Below are 16435 nucleotides of genomic sequence, written 5' to 3' on the forward strand. Positions count from 1 at the left end.
TCTTAGTTTTTTAAATATGCCGCAAAAAGAATCAAAATTTCTTAACTTCGAAAGTTTCCAGCTTCTAACTTCTAACTTCCAGCCTCCAGCTTCCGGCTTCCGCGCGGCTGGGCTACTTTTATCTAAATGCCTATCACCTAATAATCTCAATTTCTAACTTTCTATCCTGATGATTTTCACAATATCGTACCAGATGTTTTCCACCTTAATTTGATCCGCTTCAAAGCCGGCTTTCAGTAAATTTTCGTAAGTGCGCCGGTTGATATTAGCACCATAGATGTATAAAGGCAGAGGATTAATAATGTCCATAAATTTTCCCACTGCCTTCTTCTGACTGCGAACATGTTCCAACATCAGCACTTTACCTCCACTTTTGCAAACCCGCTTAATTTCTTTGAGCCCCTCAATAGCATGAGGTACCGAGCAAAACACGCAGGACGTAACAACTGTATCAAATGAATTATCCGGAAAAGACATATTCTCAGCATCCATTTGAATAATCTCTGTATTAGGTCGTGGATGTTTTCGTAATTTACCAGTTGTAATTTCGACCATTTTTGGGCTAAAGTCAATACCTGTCAGCTTTACTTCTTCAGGATAAAAAGGAATGTTCTTACCTGTACCTATGCCCACTTCAAGTGTTTTTCCTGAGGCCTCGGCTAAAAGTTTTTTTCTCCACTTGGAAAACATATGTTCCATGGGGGCCTCCAGGATGTCGTAAAAACCGGCTATCCGGTTGTATCTTTGTTGGACTTTATTTTTCATGGTTGGTCTGTGGAGTTGCTTTGTATCGATTTCAGCCTGTTGACACTAGGGCAACACCTCATAATTACGCATCATCCCCATGTCTTCGTGCTCGAGGTTGTGACAGTGGTAGATGTATTTTCCGGTAAAGTCTCTGAAACTCATAACAACTTTTACTTTCATTCCGGGCATTAGTAAAAAGGTGTCTTGCCAGCCTTTATCAATGAAACCGTCTTTTACACTGTTCCAAACATCTGCATCCATTCCTGATATGTCTCGTTCAATAATTTGAAATTGCAGACCGTGGATATGGGCAGGGTGGGGGAGCTGCATCATATCCTGCATCATGCCCATGCCGCTTCCATCGTCGCCGTTTATGAATTGCCAGACTTCAGTAGTGCTTAGTTTTACTTTTTCCCAGTCTGCAACTTCTTCCATGTCGAAGGTTTCGCCATTGATGACCCAGTTCATGCGTTCATTATAGAAGTGAAACTGTTTTGGTGAATCATAGTTTACGGCCTTCGTTGGTTCAATTTCTTTGATCTGGGAGAGGGTTTGCGGAATTTCCAAAGATTTTCCTTTATCCTCGTTTGCAATGAAGGTATACAATTCCATGGCCTCCCCATTTCTGCCAGGGGAATTGCCTCCCATCATGCCACCTCCCATGTTACCCATCATTCCGCCACCTCCCATGCGGCCCATTGAGGTACCTGAGTTGAAGGCCAGACTTTCAAGGGTGACATTATCGTTTGGCTTGAAGTCTGAGAAATCCTTCCAAATCTCGACCCTCTCTCCAGGGGCCAGCATTAGGTAAGGTTTATTAAGAGACTTTTCGAGCAATCCTCCATCGGTTGCAATGACCTTTAATTCTGAACCATCGCTCCATGCCAATTTGTAAATCCGGGCATTGGAACCGTTGAGAATTCTGAACCTGTAAGTTCCCTTATTTACATTTTGAGTTAAGTTCTTTTTCCCGTTGATGAAGATCTGATCTCCCAGAAATCCCTGCATTCGTTGCATGGGACTCTCTTCAACATAAACCAACTGATTATCGGAATCAAAAGATCTGTCCTGAATAACCAATGGTTGATCGTATTCTCCTGAGGGTAACCCCTTGAGTTCATCCTCAATAATAAATAGCCCTGCCAGTCCTCTGTAAACCTGGGGGCCTGTTATTTTATCCGGATGGGGGTGGAACCAGTACGTTCCGGGGCGATCAACTACTGTGAATTCATACACATATTGCTCGCCATTATCAATAGCATGCATCGGGTGCCCGTCCATTTCTGGAGGAATGTGCAGTCCGTGCCAGTGAATAATGCTTTCACGGGGTAGGTTGTTTTTAAAAATCACCCTGATCTTTTGTCCACGCTTTATTTTGATGACAGGGCCGAGGTATGACCCGGGGATTTCTGAAAGATTGCGGGCTTTCCCTTTAATAAGTTTGGCTTCATAGTGGAATACATTTGTTTTTTTACCATCCAAAAGTTGCATGGAAACAGGTTGAGCTGTCATTTTGATTTCCACGTCGGGATTGAAATTGCTGGTTGCCTTGACAGAACCGGTTTTGGAGTTGCTCTTCCCTTGTGCATTACAGGCACTCAGACCGGTAGCAATCAAAAGCAGGAAAATGAGTTTTTTTGAAGTGAAGTTTTTCATTATCAATGCTTTTGTAAGGGGAACAAGTGGGATCGGGGATTGTTTGGTGCGGGCAAGGTGCAGGGTACCTGGAGCATGGAGCAAAGGGCAGAGTGCATGGCGAATGTAATGGGTCACACATAGCCCCTTCTTCATCCACCTTGCGCTTGGCTCCTTGCTCTCTGCTCTAGGCCCCATGGGCTGCTTTCAGCAGCTTAGTGCTGGTGACCGTGGTGGTCGTCACTGTCTTTTTTCGACTCAGTACGATCATACTTGCAGCATCCGGGCAGTTTTTCATAAGCTTCGTCAGATGCTTTGTGCATTTTGGTGTCGTGTCCGGCTTTTGCAATGGCCATGTGAACTTTGTGCACATTGGTTTTACCCTCATCGAAAGTTACTGTCATCATTTCGGTTTCTTTGTTCCAGTCGGCTTTACTGACGCCTTCTACTGAATTGGCTGCTTTTTCGATGCGTTTTTCACACATGCCGCAATTTCCTTTTACTTCAAATTTCTCGGTTTTGCTTTGAGCAAATACCGCTACTGTTCCAATCAGCAGCATACTTAACAGACTTAACATTTTACGTTTCATAACATTCTTGTTTTTGTGTTTAAAAATAGAAATTAATGTATATGGGCCGGGATAGGTAAAGACGCACAATTGTGTGTCTCAATTACAGACGCACGATCGTGCGTCTCTACTAAATCGATTCCACACCGGAATCGTTGTTTTTTATTTTGTACACTTCATCTACTGGTGACACAAGGACCATTCCATCACCCTGGTAGCCGGTTCTTCCTTGTTCGCGGATAATACCAACTACCTTTTTTACATCACTTCGTGGGATTAGTAATTCAATCTTCGTGACTTTGCAGGCATCGGCAAACGGGTATTGGTCGCTGATGTGCCTTTCCTCACTGTCGGTGTATTTTCCGGTACCTTCGCACTCCACCAGTGTCATGGCTCCAAAACCTTCCGACTTCAGAGCGTTATAGACTTCTTCAACTTTGTGGTGGCGTATGTATGCTTTTATTAGTTTCATATTTTAGATGTTTAGATTTTAGATCTAAGATTTAAGAAAAAGAAGTTAGAGGTTAGATGATAGAGGCTGGAAGTTAGAGAGCTATTTATAATCAGATATCCTCAGCCTCAACCTCAGCCTCAACCTCAGCCTCAACCTTAATCTCAGCCTCAACCTTAATTTATCGTCTCTCTTACCTCCCCGCACTCCATCATCATTTCTCCATAATAAGGATTGCGGATATTCTCTTCGGTACTCAACCAGTAAGCCCCCTTATCGTCGTTGGCCATAGGACAATACTGGAAATAGACAATTTTTCTGTCCAGCCCGAAAGCTTTGATTTTATTAAACAATATTGGATTGAAATCAATGAAAGCTTTTCGCTGTTTGCCAAGATCTTCAGATTCGCTGATGGTTGTCAAAGCAGACTCCATTTTATCAAGATCCTCCATCCAGAACATATGAGCTTCCCCTTTTAGCAATGCCATGTCGGTGTTGTTCAGTGCATTCAGTGCATCTTTGGCTTCAGCTGATGCCATTTCAGCATCGGAGGCCACCATGGCATCTTTCATTTCTATGTACTGATCGAAAAAGGCTGTCAACTGCTTTTTAAATTGTTGCGGCGCTTCGTAGTTGGGAATCTCTTTTTCCTCAGGGCTTTGGCTTTCCCCTTCCATGTCTTCCAGCTCATTCGATGTCATGCTGCCATGATCGTGTCCGGTGGCAGGTTCTCCTCCTTCCGGACTCATCATACTTGGCTTTCCGCTAAGTTGAGCGGCTGCATCAATGCTGAACGTGCCATTAACGGCAATTTCTTCGCCTGCTTCAAGGCCTTCTTCGATGATGTAGCTGTTGCCCAGATCAGGTCCCAGCAACACTTCCCGCATAACAAAGCCAACCTTGTCTTCAGTGGTCTTTTTTACATACACTACCGAGCGTTTTCCGGTCCACATCACTGCTGATTGTGGCACAACAATGTTTTCTTCATGGCTGCTGAGACCAGCTTCAACCTCCCCGGAAACAAACATTTCCGGTTTTAGCTCCAAATCTGAATTTTTGACTGCGACCCTGGCCTTGGCAACTCTTGTTTTGGGGTTAATAACCGGATCAATGTAATCAATCTTGCCAGAGAAGGTTTCTCCGGGTAGAGAAGAAACCGTAAAAGTTACTTCATCTCCCTTTTCAATCCACGGAATGTCACTTTCGTATACATCAAACAAAACCCAAACTGTTGATAAATCAGCAATTTTGTAGATGGTTTGTCCACGCTTTATGTAATCACCCATATTCACAAGCTTGTCAGTAACATAGCCGGAAACATCGGCCAATACGGGGAATTGTTCCCGGGGCTCACCCGAATCAAGAATTCTGTCAATTTGGGCATCGGTAAGTTTCCAGTTTTTGAGCTTTTCATAGGCTGCTCTGTAAAGTTCCGGCTGGACCTCTTTTATGGCCTGAGCTTCGAATAGTTCCTCCTGTGCGGTTACCAGATCAGGAGAATAAACATAGGCTACCGGTGCCCCCCTTTTTACATACTGACCGGTAAAGTTAATGGTCAGTTGCTCTATTCGTCCGGGTACGTGGGATGATTGAGAATAAACTTCACGTTCGTCGGCTTCCACTTTTCCGTCGAGCCGCACCGTTTTAACCGCAGTTCCCTGGGTTACCGGTTGAGTCTGAATACTTGCCAGCTGCATAGCCGTTGGAGACATCTTAATTTCTCTTGGATCAGCTCCTCCGTCATCTTCTTCCATAGGGATGAGATCCATTCCGCAAATGGGGCAGTCGCCCGGGTCGGGTTGCTTTACCTGCGGATGCATGGAGCACGTCCAGGTGGTTTCTTCTCCGGAATGGTCATGTTGAGACGCCCGATCGGGCGTCTGTACGGACCCAGAATCGCCCCCTGATCCCCCAAAGATCAGCCAGCCCAGTAATAATCCCACTACCAGGGCGGCAATGGTAATGATTATCGTTTTCTTTGGTTGAGACACCCGATCGGGTGTCTTTACTTTATTATTATTGTCCATGGTGTTTAGTTTTGCGGTTGAGACGCCCGATCGGGCGTCTGTACTTGTGCAATTTCTTTCAGATATTTCGGGTTGCGGGCAGGTATGTCCTCCCTTGGGGGGATTTAGAGGGCCCCCAACACATATTCCATTCTTGCCACAGCGGTTTTATATTTGCTTATGGCTGCGGCTTTTTTCTTTTCATATTTCAGTATTTCCTGTTGCATGCGCAAAACCTCTTCAAACTCCTTTCCCGAATTGGAATAAGCTGTTGTCAGCAGTTTCAGTGCCCGGCGTGTTTCATCGATTTGCTGATCATACAAGCTGATTAGTTGCTCCTGCTTATTGATGTCAAACCAGACACTTTCATATTTTGAAATCAGATTGTTGGTGAACTCCTCTTTTTGAAGTGCCAGGCTCTCCTGTTTTAGCTGTGCTTCTTTTACAGCAGCATTGTATTTCTTCCTGAAAATGGGAATAGTAACCGATACCATTGGCATGATTACATCCTGCCCGCTGTCTTCCACCTGCATGTCGGTACGTTCGCCTACAGCCACATAGTCAAGTCCAAGACCCAGTTTGGGGTATCCGCTTTTCCGGGCAGCTGTTTCAGCAGCTTCACTCGATTGGCGCAACAATTCCAGCCTTTTAAGCATTGGATGTTGAGCCATCAGAGAATCTTTCCTGACATGTTCCCTTAATGAATCTGTGTTTGCCACCACCTTTATATCTACCTTTTCATCTGCTGGTCTGTTCAACAATTTGTTGAAGGTAGTAAGCAGGGGTTTCTCTTCTTTATTGAGAATGTCCAGACTGGTGGAAGCATCTTTCAGCATAATGTCCACCCTCAGTACATCTACCATGGCACCCTTGCCGTTTTCAAAGTTGCGGGTGGCAATGTCCTTGTAAGAGTTCAGGATTTCGATGTTCTCCTTTTCTATCTGCTTCCATTCATTGAGTTTGTATAGCGGGAAATAAGCTGCAGCCACCTTATAATATAGTTGGTTGCGGGCATCCACGAATTCCTGAAATTTGGCTTCAGCTGTTAATGATGCAGCATCTTCCTTAGCCTTCAGGGTCCCAAACCAGGGAAACATCTGCGAAAGCGAGAATTTAGCTTTCTGAGGCCCCAGCCTGGTTTCTACAGGAGAGATAAAGTACCCGAACGAGAATGTCGGATCGGGCAACGAACTTACCTGTGGCACCCGCTGCAATGCCGCCTCAAACGACTTGTATCTGGACTGCAGGCCGGGGTTGTTCTCGGCAGCGGTGGCGAAGTAGGTCTCCAGGGATTGGGCGCGAACCTGATAAGTTCCCAGCAGCATTAACACACAAGCTATTAACGCGTATCTGAGCATAGATGACAGAGGATAGAGGTTAGATGCTAGAGGATAGAGGTTAGAAGTTAGAGGATAGAGGATAGAAGTTAGAGGATAGATGTTAGATGATGGCCATTTGGTGAATGTTCTATCATGATGCCTAATTCCTCTGTCCTGCTGTCTCTTTGACGATATTTTATGTTCTTCTTTTTTCATTATTTGTCCAGTTCTGGTGTAATTTGTTGAGCATTTTTCCGATTTGGTCAAGCTCATTCATGAATCGGTTATGTGTTTCATTGTCTAAGTATTGGCATTCAAGGGCAAAATCCAGCCATGTTTCGGTTTCAGAACAAGAGCCTAATGAATTAATGAGATGTTGTTTAAAAACCATTTCATAAGTTCTTTTGGCCCATCCTTCTGATATGTTAGCGCTTATTGACCTGGATGATCGCACTATTTGCGAAGTCAGGGAATAAACCTCTTCTTTCGGGAAATCCCTTGTCATCCGGTAAATATCCATTGCTGTATTAAAAGATCGTTTGTAAACTGTGAGGTCTTTGTAAGATCTGATCATTTTGTTGGTTTTGAATTAGAAACTTTGGTTAATTGTCCTGAATATACAATAATAGATTCTAACCTCTAACCTCCAATCTCTAACTTCTAACCTCCAACCTCTAACCTCCAGTCTCCAACCTCTAACATCTAATCTCCAGCCTCCAGCCTCTAACCTCCAGTCTCCAGTCTCTAATCTCTAACTCTCCTTTCCTCCCTCAAACTATACAACACAGGCACAATAAAATACGTTACTGCCGCAGCAATCATCCCTCCAAATGCGGGGATGGCCATGGGCACCATGATATCTGAGCCTTTTCCGGTGGATGTAAGCACCGGAAGCAGCGCAATAATGGTGGTGGCGGTTGTCATTACAGCCGGGCGTATTCGTCTTAACCCTGCTTCCACAATGGCTGCACGGATGGCGCTAATGTTTTCGGGCTTATGGCGGCGGAAACTCTGATCCAGATAGGTACCCATAACCACGCCGTCGTCGGTAGCCAGGCCAAATAAAGCGATGAAGCCCACCCAGACTGCCACACTGAGATTGATGGTTTGCATCTGAAACAAGTCGCGCATATTGGTGCCAAAGACTGAGAAATTGATGAACCAATCCTGGCCGTAAAACCAGAGCAGTATGAAACCTCCGCTAAACGCCATGGCAATTCCCGTAAAAATCATCAGTGAGGTGGTCACCGACTTAAACTGGAAATATAAAATGAGAAAGACGATGATCAGTACCACGGGAACGATGATGGACAGACGTTTTTCGGCCCTTATCTGATTCTCGTAATTACCAGAGAATTTATAGCTAACCCCGGCAGGTACTTTCAGTTCTCCGCTGTCGATTTTTGCCTGAATGGTGTTTTGTGCATCATTGACAACTTCCACTTCGGCAAAACCGTCGCGCTTGTCGAACAGTACATAACTGGTGAGAAAGGTCTCTTCGCTTTTAATCATTTGCGGCCCGCGTACATATTCGATATCCACCAGCTGATTGAGGGGAACCTGGGCACCAGTAGGTGTGGGCATTAGAATTTTACCCAGAGATTCAGGGTCTTCTCTTAGTTCTCTGGGGTAACGCACCCTTACCGGGAACCGCTCCCTGCCTTCTACGGTGGTGGAAATCTTCATTCCTCCAATAGCCGTTTCGATGGTTTGCTGAACATCTTCCACATTTAATCCATATCGGGAAATTTCATTCCTGTTGATGTTCAGGTGGATGTATGGCTTTCCGATAACCCTGTCGGCAAAGGCCGCTTCGGCTTTTACCGATGGAACCTCTTTCAGTATGGATTCCAGTTTCATCCCAAATGCCTCGATGGTTTGAAGATCGGGACCGTAAACCTTTATCCCCATGGGAGCCCGCATGCCTGTTTGCAGCATCACCAAACGGGTTTCGATGGGCTGCAATTTGGGGGCAGATGTGACACCGGGTATTTTTGTCGCTTTTACGATCTCATTCCAGATGTCATCGGGACTCTGAATCTCTTCCCGCCAGTTGCGGAAAAACAGCCCGTCTTCATCAGCAATTAAATCGGCTTTGGTGATGCCCTGCTCCAATGCTTCGGCGTTGGTTAAGGTATCGCCGTCACTGGTGATGAAGCGGTCTTCATCATCGGTGCGGAACCTTGTGCGATGGCCGCGATCATCCAGTGCATACTCGGGCTTGTAGTTGATCACATTTTCGTACATAGACACCGGTGCCGGGTCAAGAGCCGACTCTACACGTCCGAGCTTTCCAACGGTCAGTTCCACTTCGGGAATGCTGGTGACCAGCATGTCGAGTTGCTTTAATACCTTCAGGTTGTACTCCATTCCCGAATGGGGCATGGATGTAGGCATCAGAAGGAAACTGCCCTCGTCCAGCGATGGCATAAATTCTTCGCCAATGCCGGGGAATGAGTGGGTGAGGCTCGACCAAACGGTGGTGGTGCGTACATTCCACCCGAGGTTATCAAAACCTTTGGCTAAGAAGCCGAACATGGTGCTAAAGCCCATCCAGATGGTTAATCCGAGTACTATCAGGAAGCCCGGAATGGCTAGGAATGTGGCTTTATGTTCCAGAGTCCATCGCAAAATTGGTTTGTAAAATCTCTCCAAAAGGATAAAGAATCCCAGGATGAGGGCCACCAACAGTGCCACAAATAAGATATTGGTAACCGTGCTTTTGCCCGGCCCCAGTGGCAACCAGTAAGTCGACAGAATCCAGATGACTGCCAGAACTGATATGATCAGTGCTGAATGTTTCAAAAGATAGTGGTACCACTTCTGATCTTCGCGGGAGGATACATTATAATATTGACTTGCCCATCCGGTAATACCGAAAAGCAACAATACCGTACCGCCCCAATTGGCGCCAAAAATCAGTGCCACCAATCCAACCACTGCCAGTGCCACATTGCCCCATTTGGATAAATGGCGGTTTTTTATTCGAAATCCGAAAAACCAGTGTGCCAGAGTTGGGAGTATCAGCAGTGAAACCAATAAAGCAGCAACCAGCGCAAAGGTTTTGGTAAATGCCAGAGGACCGAACAATTTTCCTTCGGCAGCCTGCATGGTAAATACCGGAATGAAACTTACGATGGTGGTGGACACCGCCGTGAGAATGGCCGATGATACTTCAGATGCACCCTTGTAAACGGTGGTGATCAGTTTCTGCCCGGGTGGGGCTTCTTCAATGTTTTTAATCACATTCTCGGACAATATGATCCCCAGGTCGACCATGGTACCAATGGCAATGGCTATCCCCGAAAGGGCCACAATATTAGCGGTCACTCCAAAGTAGCGCATGGCAATAAATACCATCAGCACGGCAATGGGCAGTAAGGCTGAGATCATTACAGACGCCCGCAGGTTGTAAATCATCACAATAATGACGAGTATGGTGATGAGAATCTGCAGGGATAATGCTGTTTCCAGCGTTCCCAGGGTTTCATAAATCAGTCCCGACCGGTCGTAAAACGGTACAATGGTGAGTTGACTTTCGGTGCCATCTGCCAGTGTTTTAGTTGGCAATCCCGGACCGATATCCTTTATCTTGTCTTTTACATTATTGATGACTTCCAGAGGATTGGCACCATAGCGGGCAACTACAACGCCACCTACCACTTCGGCGCCGTCCTTGTCAAGGGCTCCACGTCGTGAGGCGGGTCCCAGCGATACCTTAGCCACATCGCTAACCCGCACAGGCACATTGTCCTTTACGGCTACAACAGCCTGCTCAATGTCTTCGATGTTTTTGATGTAACCAATACCCCGTACCAGATATTCGGCCTGATTGATCTCCACCGTTTTGGCACCCACGTCGCGGTTCGATTTCTTAACCGCCATCATTACTTTGTGTAGCGGTATGTCGTAGGCCTTCAGGGCGCTTGGGTTAACATCAATCTGGTATTCCTTAACAAAGCCACCGATGGATGCCACCTCCGAAACGCCTTTGGCCGAATTAAGGCTGTACTTCACATAGTAATCCTGAATGGTCCGGATTTCGTGTAAGTCCCAACCCCCGGTGGGATTGCCTTCTTTATCGCGGCCTTCGAGGGTGTACCAGTAGACCTGTCCCAAAGCCGTGGCATCGGGTCCCAGGGTGGGCTGGACACTTTCCGGAAGCAGTCCTGACGGTATGGAGTTGAGTTTCTCCAGAATGCGGGAGCGCGACCAGTAAAATTCAACGTCCTCCTCGAAGATGACGTAAATACTTGAAAATCCGAAAATGGACGAACTGCGGATGCTCTTAACACCCGGAATGCCCAATAAATAAGTGGTGAGCGGATACGTGATCTGGTCCTCAATGTCCTGAGGCGATCGTCCTTTCCATTCGGTGAAAACAATTTGCTGGTTTTCTCCTATGTCGGGAATGGCATCAACGGGTACCGGATCAGAAGGTAATGGGTCAATTTTCCATCCAAAAGGGGACGTAACCACGCCCCAGGTAACCAGAGTGATGAGCACCAACATGGTGACCAGCTTGTTCTCCAGAAAGTATTTTATAATTCTGTTTAGCATGTATGATGTGGTTTTCAGGTATAATCTAAACGCAGAAGTAAAAACGCAAAGAATACTTTGGTTAATATTAGAGTTCTGAGGTGTTTTTCTGATTCAAAAGTCAGGCTTGTAATAAAATGGCTTTTTGGGTGTCGCACCTCCGGCGCTTAGTCCGTTGATTATGCAATTGGCATTTTACCACTCTGTCGCCACTCCGTGGCTTTTATTTTCTTGTGATTGAAAGCGTAATGACCTTTGAGATGATTTTTGATATCCCCCCAGGTTTTTAACCGCAGAGGTGCAGAAGGGACGCAGAGAGTTTTATCTTAAATCTAACTTTCTAAAAATCTGTTGATCTCCCTTTAGTCTCTGCGCTAAAAACGAGCGTGGATTATCACAAGCGATAGACCTGCTGCAAAGCCAGGCGGGTGCCCGTGCAGCGGGGTGGCGGACCGGAGTTGTTAAATGAAGTATTGAAGCCGGTTTCCGGTAAAGGAAGCTCAACTTCTGAAGAATTCATAATGAGATCTGAAGCAAAAAGATTCTCCGGATTTATGTTTGTGACAACAGCCAGATAATCATTGTCCAGTTGCAAAAACTGCGTCTCGGTATGGCAGCACATGCCGTCATCGCAGCAAGGATCAGCTTCAGTTTTTAGTTCAACCGAGATAAGTTCGTTGCCACAGTAATGCTTGGAAACAGCAAAACCCGTTGTCGAAATCAACAACAGGCAAGTCATAATGATATTTGTGACGTTTCTGAGCATTTATTTTCTGTTTTAAACGCGGAGACGCGGAGTCGCAGAGTTTGTAAAAGTGATTTTTCCAGTCAGACTGTACCATCTCCTGCTTCTCGCTTCTCTTTTCCGTTTTGTTTGAAAGCGTTTTCGCGTTTTATACAATTACAAATATAACAACAGACTTTCTTATTCGTTTTACACAATTTTCGAAAAAACTTACATGGGGGGAGGGTGGTGGAATGGTATTCTCTCATTCTCTCATTCTCTCATTCCTTCATTCTCTCATTCCTTCATTCTCTCATTCTCTCACCAGTTCATTTAACAATCTCCTATAGGGGATTAAGGCAAGAAAAAAGCTGAATGCCTGATTTTAGGCATTCAGCTTTAGTTTTATCAAAACCCTGAGGGGTTAGCAATTAGTTTTCGTTGGATATTTCTGTATTTCCGTTTTCTTCTGAATCATCATCGGAATTTTGCCTGGCAATAACCAGAGCATTGTAATTCCCGGTAAGTTCGTTGATGCGATTGACAGTTTCTTTGTAAACTTCATCGTCGTTGATGGAAGCAAATACTTCAAGTTGATTAATCATCAGGCGGTAAAGGTGGGTAATTTCCTTTCTTACCTCAATGAAGCGAACTTCCGGATTGTCTGCGTTTTCATTCATGCGGGTCAGGAAATAGTCCCTGAAAATTTGATTTGCAGCATCCATTTCTTTTACCCATTCATAGAGGTTCAACTGCTTCAGAGCAATAACACTGTCGGGTGATTTTTCCCACTTTTTAACGATGCTTCCTATGGTTATGGTCTCCTGTTGGTAGTTAAGCCGGGCAATTCCACGTCCAAAAGTACTTAGGTCGTCCATTAGCGAAAGAGCGGCATTTTTAATAGCTGGATCGTAATGATAGCAAAATGCTTCCAGGGCAGCAGTGATCCCGCTAATAGCAGCGTCTCTGCGGTCATCGGCAGCCTGGATTTTTGGTGTAAGGTCACTGCCTCTTTCAGGCTTGTAGATGGAGCTCATTACTTCGTATTTTGGCTCCATTTTGTTCATCAGTTCTACGACTTTCAGGTGTTCAGGGTTTTTGGATTTGATGATTTCCAAAAAATAGTCCATATGCTGGACAAATTCACCATTGAAGAGTTTGGTAATAAATAAGGTTTCAAACATAAATTTTCATTTTTGTTTCAGGGTTTTGATAAAACGAGAAGCAAATTACTGATAAAGATCATAAAAGTCAAATTGTTTAAACAGAAAAGTTGTTTGAATTCAGTTGATTATGATTTGGGATTTATGTGCAGCCCTTATGAATGTTTATTTTCCGGAATTTTTATTGAACTCATCCAGACGAGGAATGTACAACCGGAATTTTTTTTAGTCAATGCACGAGATCAATGCCTTCAGTGAATTTTTTTTTAGCCGATGCACCTGTGCAATGCCTGTTTAAAACTTTTTTTTAACCAATACACACGTGCAATCTGTTTTCGAAGCATTTTTTAAGGCAAAACAGACGTGTAATGTGTTTACATAAATTTTTTTGAGCCAAAGCAGACGTGCAATCTGTTTTCGGAGATTTTATTTAGCCAATTTACGCGTGAAATGGCATTGCGAAATTTTTTTTTATTCAAGGTACGGGTGTTTCTCAATTTCGGGGAATTCTTTTTTTCAATGCACATGTGCAATATATTTTATAGAAATTTTTTAGGCCAGGTCATGATCCAACCTGATTTCTGAAAGTTCTGAGCGTTTGTTATTTTGAGCTGTGGTTTACTTTATTCCTGCCGCAACCATTGCCATCCATAGACCAGTCTGCATCTTCTATGTTTCAATAATCTGATAATCTCTAAAATGCCTAAAATGGTTCCATGTCTTCAACCTATTCAATTAACAGAATAACTTTTCAATTTTGAATGGCTATATTTGAATGCCTGATAATTAAATATAGATGATTAGATATATAGTCGTTACATCAGGCGTTTACGATTAAAGTAAGTGATTCCATAATAAATATAAACACAATGTCGTTTTTAGGCATAAACGACAATGTGGTTATGGAAACGTTGTGCCCCATTGTAAAAGAAAAATAACATATCAATATGAAATTCGGAAAAACAATAAAGATATTTTTAATTGATGGCGATCCAAACGGTCGATTGACCTGTGAGTTATCCAATTGGACAGGAAAAGCATACAAAATTCCTAGGATAAAAATTAAAGATTGCACGGACAGAGACGATCTCCAAAGTACAGGAATTTACCTTCTTTTCGGGAAAGATGATGAAGGGAAAGACCAAGTATACATTGGTGAAGCCGAAGTAATCTTTAAACGGCTGAACCAACAAATTAATCAAAAAGAATTTTGGAATGAAACAATCCTATTTATCAGCAAAGATGGAAACCTAAATAAAGCACATATCAAATTCCTTGAAAACAGATTATATGAAATTGCAAAGAAGGTCAATCGATATAAGATTGAAAATTCTGTAATCCCAACTCAATCTTCCATTTCTGAATCTGACATAGCAGAAATGGAAGAATTTATTGAAAACATAAAAATGTTAACTAATGCACTAGGGCATAAAGTTTTTGAAGAAAAAAGAGAAATAAGACCTAAACAAAAACAAAATACCTTCTTCATCAAAGCGGCTCGTGGAGCTGATGCACAAGGCGAACCCTCATCAGACGGATTTGTGGTATTTAAAAATTCCAAAGCAGCTAATAGCACAGTTGCTTCAATGACAAATAACCTATTGAATTTAAGGCAAAAACTGATTGATGAAAAAGTTCTAATTCTAAACGGAGATATTCTTGAATTCCCTGAGGACTTTATTTTTAGTAGTCCATCAACTGCCGCATCAATTGTATTAGGCCGTAATTCGAATGGTTTAACAGAATGGAAACTTAAAACTGGAAAAACTCTAAGGGAATACGAAACTACGGATTGAAACAACAGGGGCACAACAAAGCTATGATACGCCAGCCGTGGCATCCACAGCATATTGAGGGTTTTGTATTTCCCTAAACCATGCGTTCAAGCTGATAAATCCACAGCTGGTCTGAAACCACGCCCAGGCGCATATAGCCGGGACGTTAGGCAAAATTACAAGAAACGCCCTGCAAATAGAGAAATCGAATGAAATCAGATGAACTATATAAACATTTAAAGTTTACCACCGATTTTTCAGTTGATGATTGGAATGAGTTAATAAGCTTAAAATTTAGACCATATTTTCGTAACGACAAGATTTTTAACTCCAATAAAGAGGTGTTAAGGACTGAAATTATTAATTACGTTAAGTTTTCTGAAAATCCTGATTTATTAAATCTTTTTGATTGGACATTTTTAATTTTTAAGGAGTGTTTTGAGCGTGACGAACAATTAGCAATTAAACACCTATCGGATTCATTTTATGAAATCTCGGGTACGGATTTAAAATGGATGACCAATGCTATCATTCAACCGAATCCTACTGATTTTTCAGAAAGAGATAAAATGAGTTATTATTTCAAAGTGATTGATGAGATATTAGAAGGAGTATTCAAACCTAGATTTAGAATGTTTGATAATTTTATAAATTATTATACTAAAGGGACTTATTACGATAATTCAAAGATTGATTTTGGTCAAATAATACAAAAGTTTCCAGTCAATGAAAGCGTTTCTGCGGCTTTGTTTTTAAAAGACCCATATTTTTCGATTACAACTAATCAATGGAGAAACATTTCTGCTCATAAGACTTTTAGCATAGTTAAAGACTCTATTAAAATTGAATATGGAAAGAAAAATATAAAAACATTAAATATAAGTTTTGAGCAACTTAAATTGATTCTTGATTGGACTCAAGATATATACAGAGTAATTAGATTATCTGAAGTATTAATTAATTTAAATTACACAAAAGAGGTTGTTGAAAATTTGGGAGGTACTGATAAAATGAAGTTGAGATTTGAATCAGTTTTAATGCATTTAATTAACAACATTCAAATTGTAGGATTTCAATTTGTATCTACAATTGAGCAGGAAAATACCTTCATTTTACGACTAAAGAAAAAAACAAATGCAGACCTTAAAGACTCTGTTATTCATTCCTCACAATTTTTAGAACGTATAGCAAGTGCTATCTATGATGACGAATTTACAAGAGACAAATTCACAGATGTTCAGGTTCAAGTAATAGATGATAAAAATGAAAAATTTGCATCTGCGGCTGTAAAAATTAGTTCCGCTATGAGCAAATTGGAAAAAAAGATTAATTTGGATGAATATTTACAATGTATTGATTATGAAATAAATAACTTTGCCTAACACTTAGCCTCCGATCAAGCGTTGCTTGCACACGCTTGATATTGGAGGCTATTGTTGAACTAAACAATCTTCAGGATGCCTCACAATAAAAAACTATATAACAATGATTTAACTATAGTGTTTTC

General features: G+C 42.7%; 12 protein-coding genes. 2 read left to right on the plus strand and 10 right to left on the minus strand.

Annotated elements, in window-relative coordinates; genetic code table 11:
• Positions 1-153 precede the first annotated feature (153 nt).
• The 10 genes from DDZ16_RS20290 to DDZ16_RS20340 form a co-directional block, all read right to left on the minus strand.
• On the minus strand, positions 154-765 hold the full coding sequence (locus DDZ16_RS20290) for a class I SAM-dependent methyltransferase (protein WP_109266316.1): 612 nt from the start codon (positions 763-765) through the stop codon (positions 154-156).
• Between the two features lie 45 nt (positions 766-810).
• On the minus strand, positions 811-2538 hold the full coding sequence (locus DDZ16_RS20295; protein ID WP_232526829.1) for a multicopper oxidase family protein: 1728 nt from the start codon (positions 2536-2538) through the stop codon (positions 811-813).
• A 59-nt stretch (positions 2539-2597) separates the two neighbouring features.
• Entirely contained in the window at positions 2598-2972 is a 375-nt protein-coding gene (locus DDZ16_RS20300; RefSeq protein ID WP_109266318.1) for a heavy-metal-associated domain-containing protein, read from the minus strand.
• Between the two features lie 109 nt (positions 2973-3081).
• A complete protein-coding gene (locus DDZ16_RS20305; protein ID WP_109266319.1) occupies positions 3082-3423 on the minus strand; it encodes a P-II family nitrogen regulator in 342 nt (113 codons plus the stop codon).
• Between the two features lie 155 nt (positions 3424-3578).
• Positions 3579-5429, minus strand: a complete 1851-nt coding sequence (locus DDZ16_RS20310) for an efflux RND transporter periplasmic adaptor subunit (protein ID WP_109266320.1) — start codon at positions 5427-5429, stop codon at positions 3579-3581.
• Between the two features lie 104 nt (positions 5430-5533).
• Positions 5534-6943, minus strand: coding sequence for a TolC family protein (locus DDZ16_RS20315; RefSeq protein WP_232526830.1), 1410 nt, complete (start codon positions 6941-6943; stop codon positions 5534-5536).
• Positions 6924-7301: a four helix bundle protein gene (locus tag DDZ16_RS20320; RefSeq protein WP_109266322.1), complete on the minus strand. Its 378-nt coding sequence runs from the start codon at positions 7299-7301 to the stop codon at positions 6924-6926. Before DDZ16_RS20320 ends, DDZ16_RS20315 begins: the two co-directional genes overlap by 20 nt.
• 170 nt (positions 7302-7471) lie before the next feature.
• Positions 7472-11287 (minus strand): efflux RND transporter permease subunit, encoded by a 3816-nt coding sequence (locus DDZ16_RS20330; protein ID WP_109266323.1) that lies wholly within the window; start codon positions 11285-11287, stop codon positions 7472-7474.
• Between the two features lie 373 nt (positions 11288-11660).
• Positions 11661-12032: an HYC_CC_PP family protein gene (locus tag DDZ16_RS20335; protein WP_109266324.1), complete on the minus strand. Its 372-nt coding sequence runs from the start codon at positions 12030-12032 to the stop codon at positions 11661-11663.
• Between the two features lie 389 nt (positions 12033-12421).
• A complete protein-coding gene (locus DDZ16_RS20340) occupies positions 12422-13174 on the minus strand; it encodes a DUF6261 family protein (protein WP_109266325.1) in 753 nt (250 codons plus the stop codon).
• A gap of 926 nt (positions 13175-14100) precedes the next feature.
• Between DDZ16_RS20340 and DDZ16_RS20350 the strand changes: the two genes are divergently transcribed.
• Together DDZ16_RS20350 and DDZ16_RS20355 are read left to right on the plus strand one after the other, a co-directional pair.
• Positions 14101-14949, plus strand: a complete 849-nt coding sequence (locus tag DDZ16_RS20350) for a GIY-YIG nuclease family protein (RefSeq protein WP_109266327.1) — start codon at positions 14101-14103, stop codon at positions 14947-14949.
• Positions 14950-15137: 188 nt separating this feature from the next.
• A complete protein-coding gene (locus DDZ16_RS20355) occupies positions 15138-16310 on the plus strand; it encodes a hypothetical protein (protein ID WP_109266328.1) in 1173 nt (390 codons plus the stop codon).
• Positions 16311-16435: the final 125 nt, after the last annotated feature.

The organism is Marinilabilia rubra, assembly GCF_003121985.1.
Classification (GTDB): Bacteria; Bacteroidota; Bacteroidia; order Bacteroidales; family Marinilabiliaceae; genus Marinilabilia; species Marinilabilia rubra.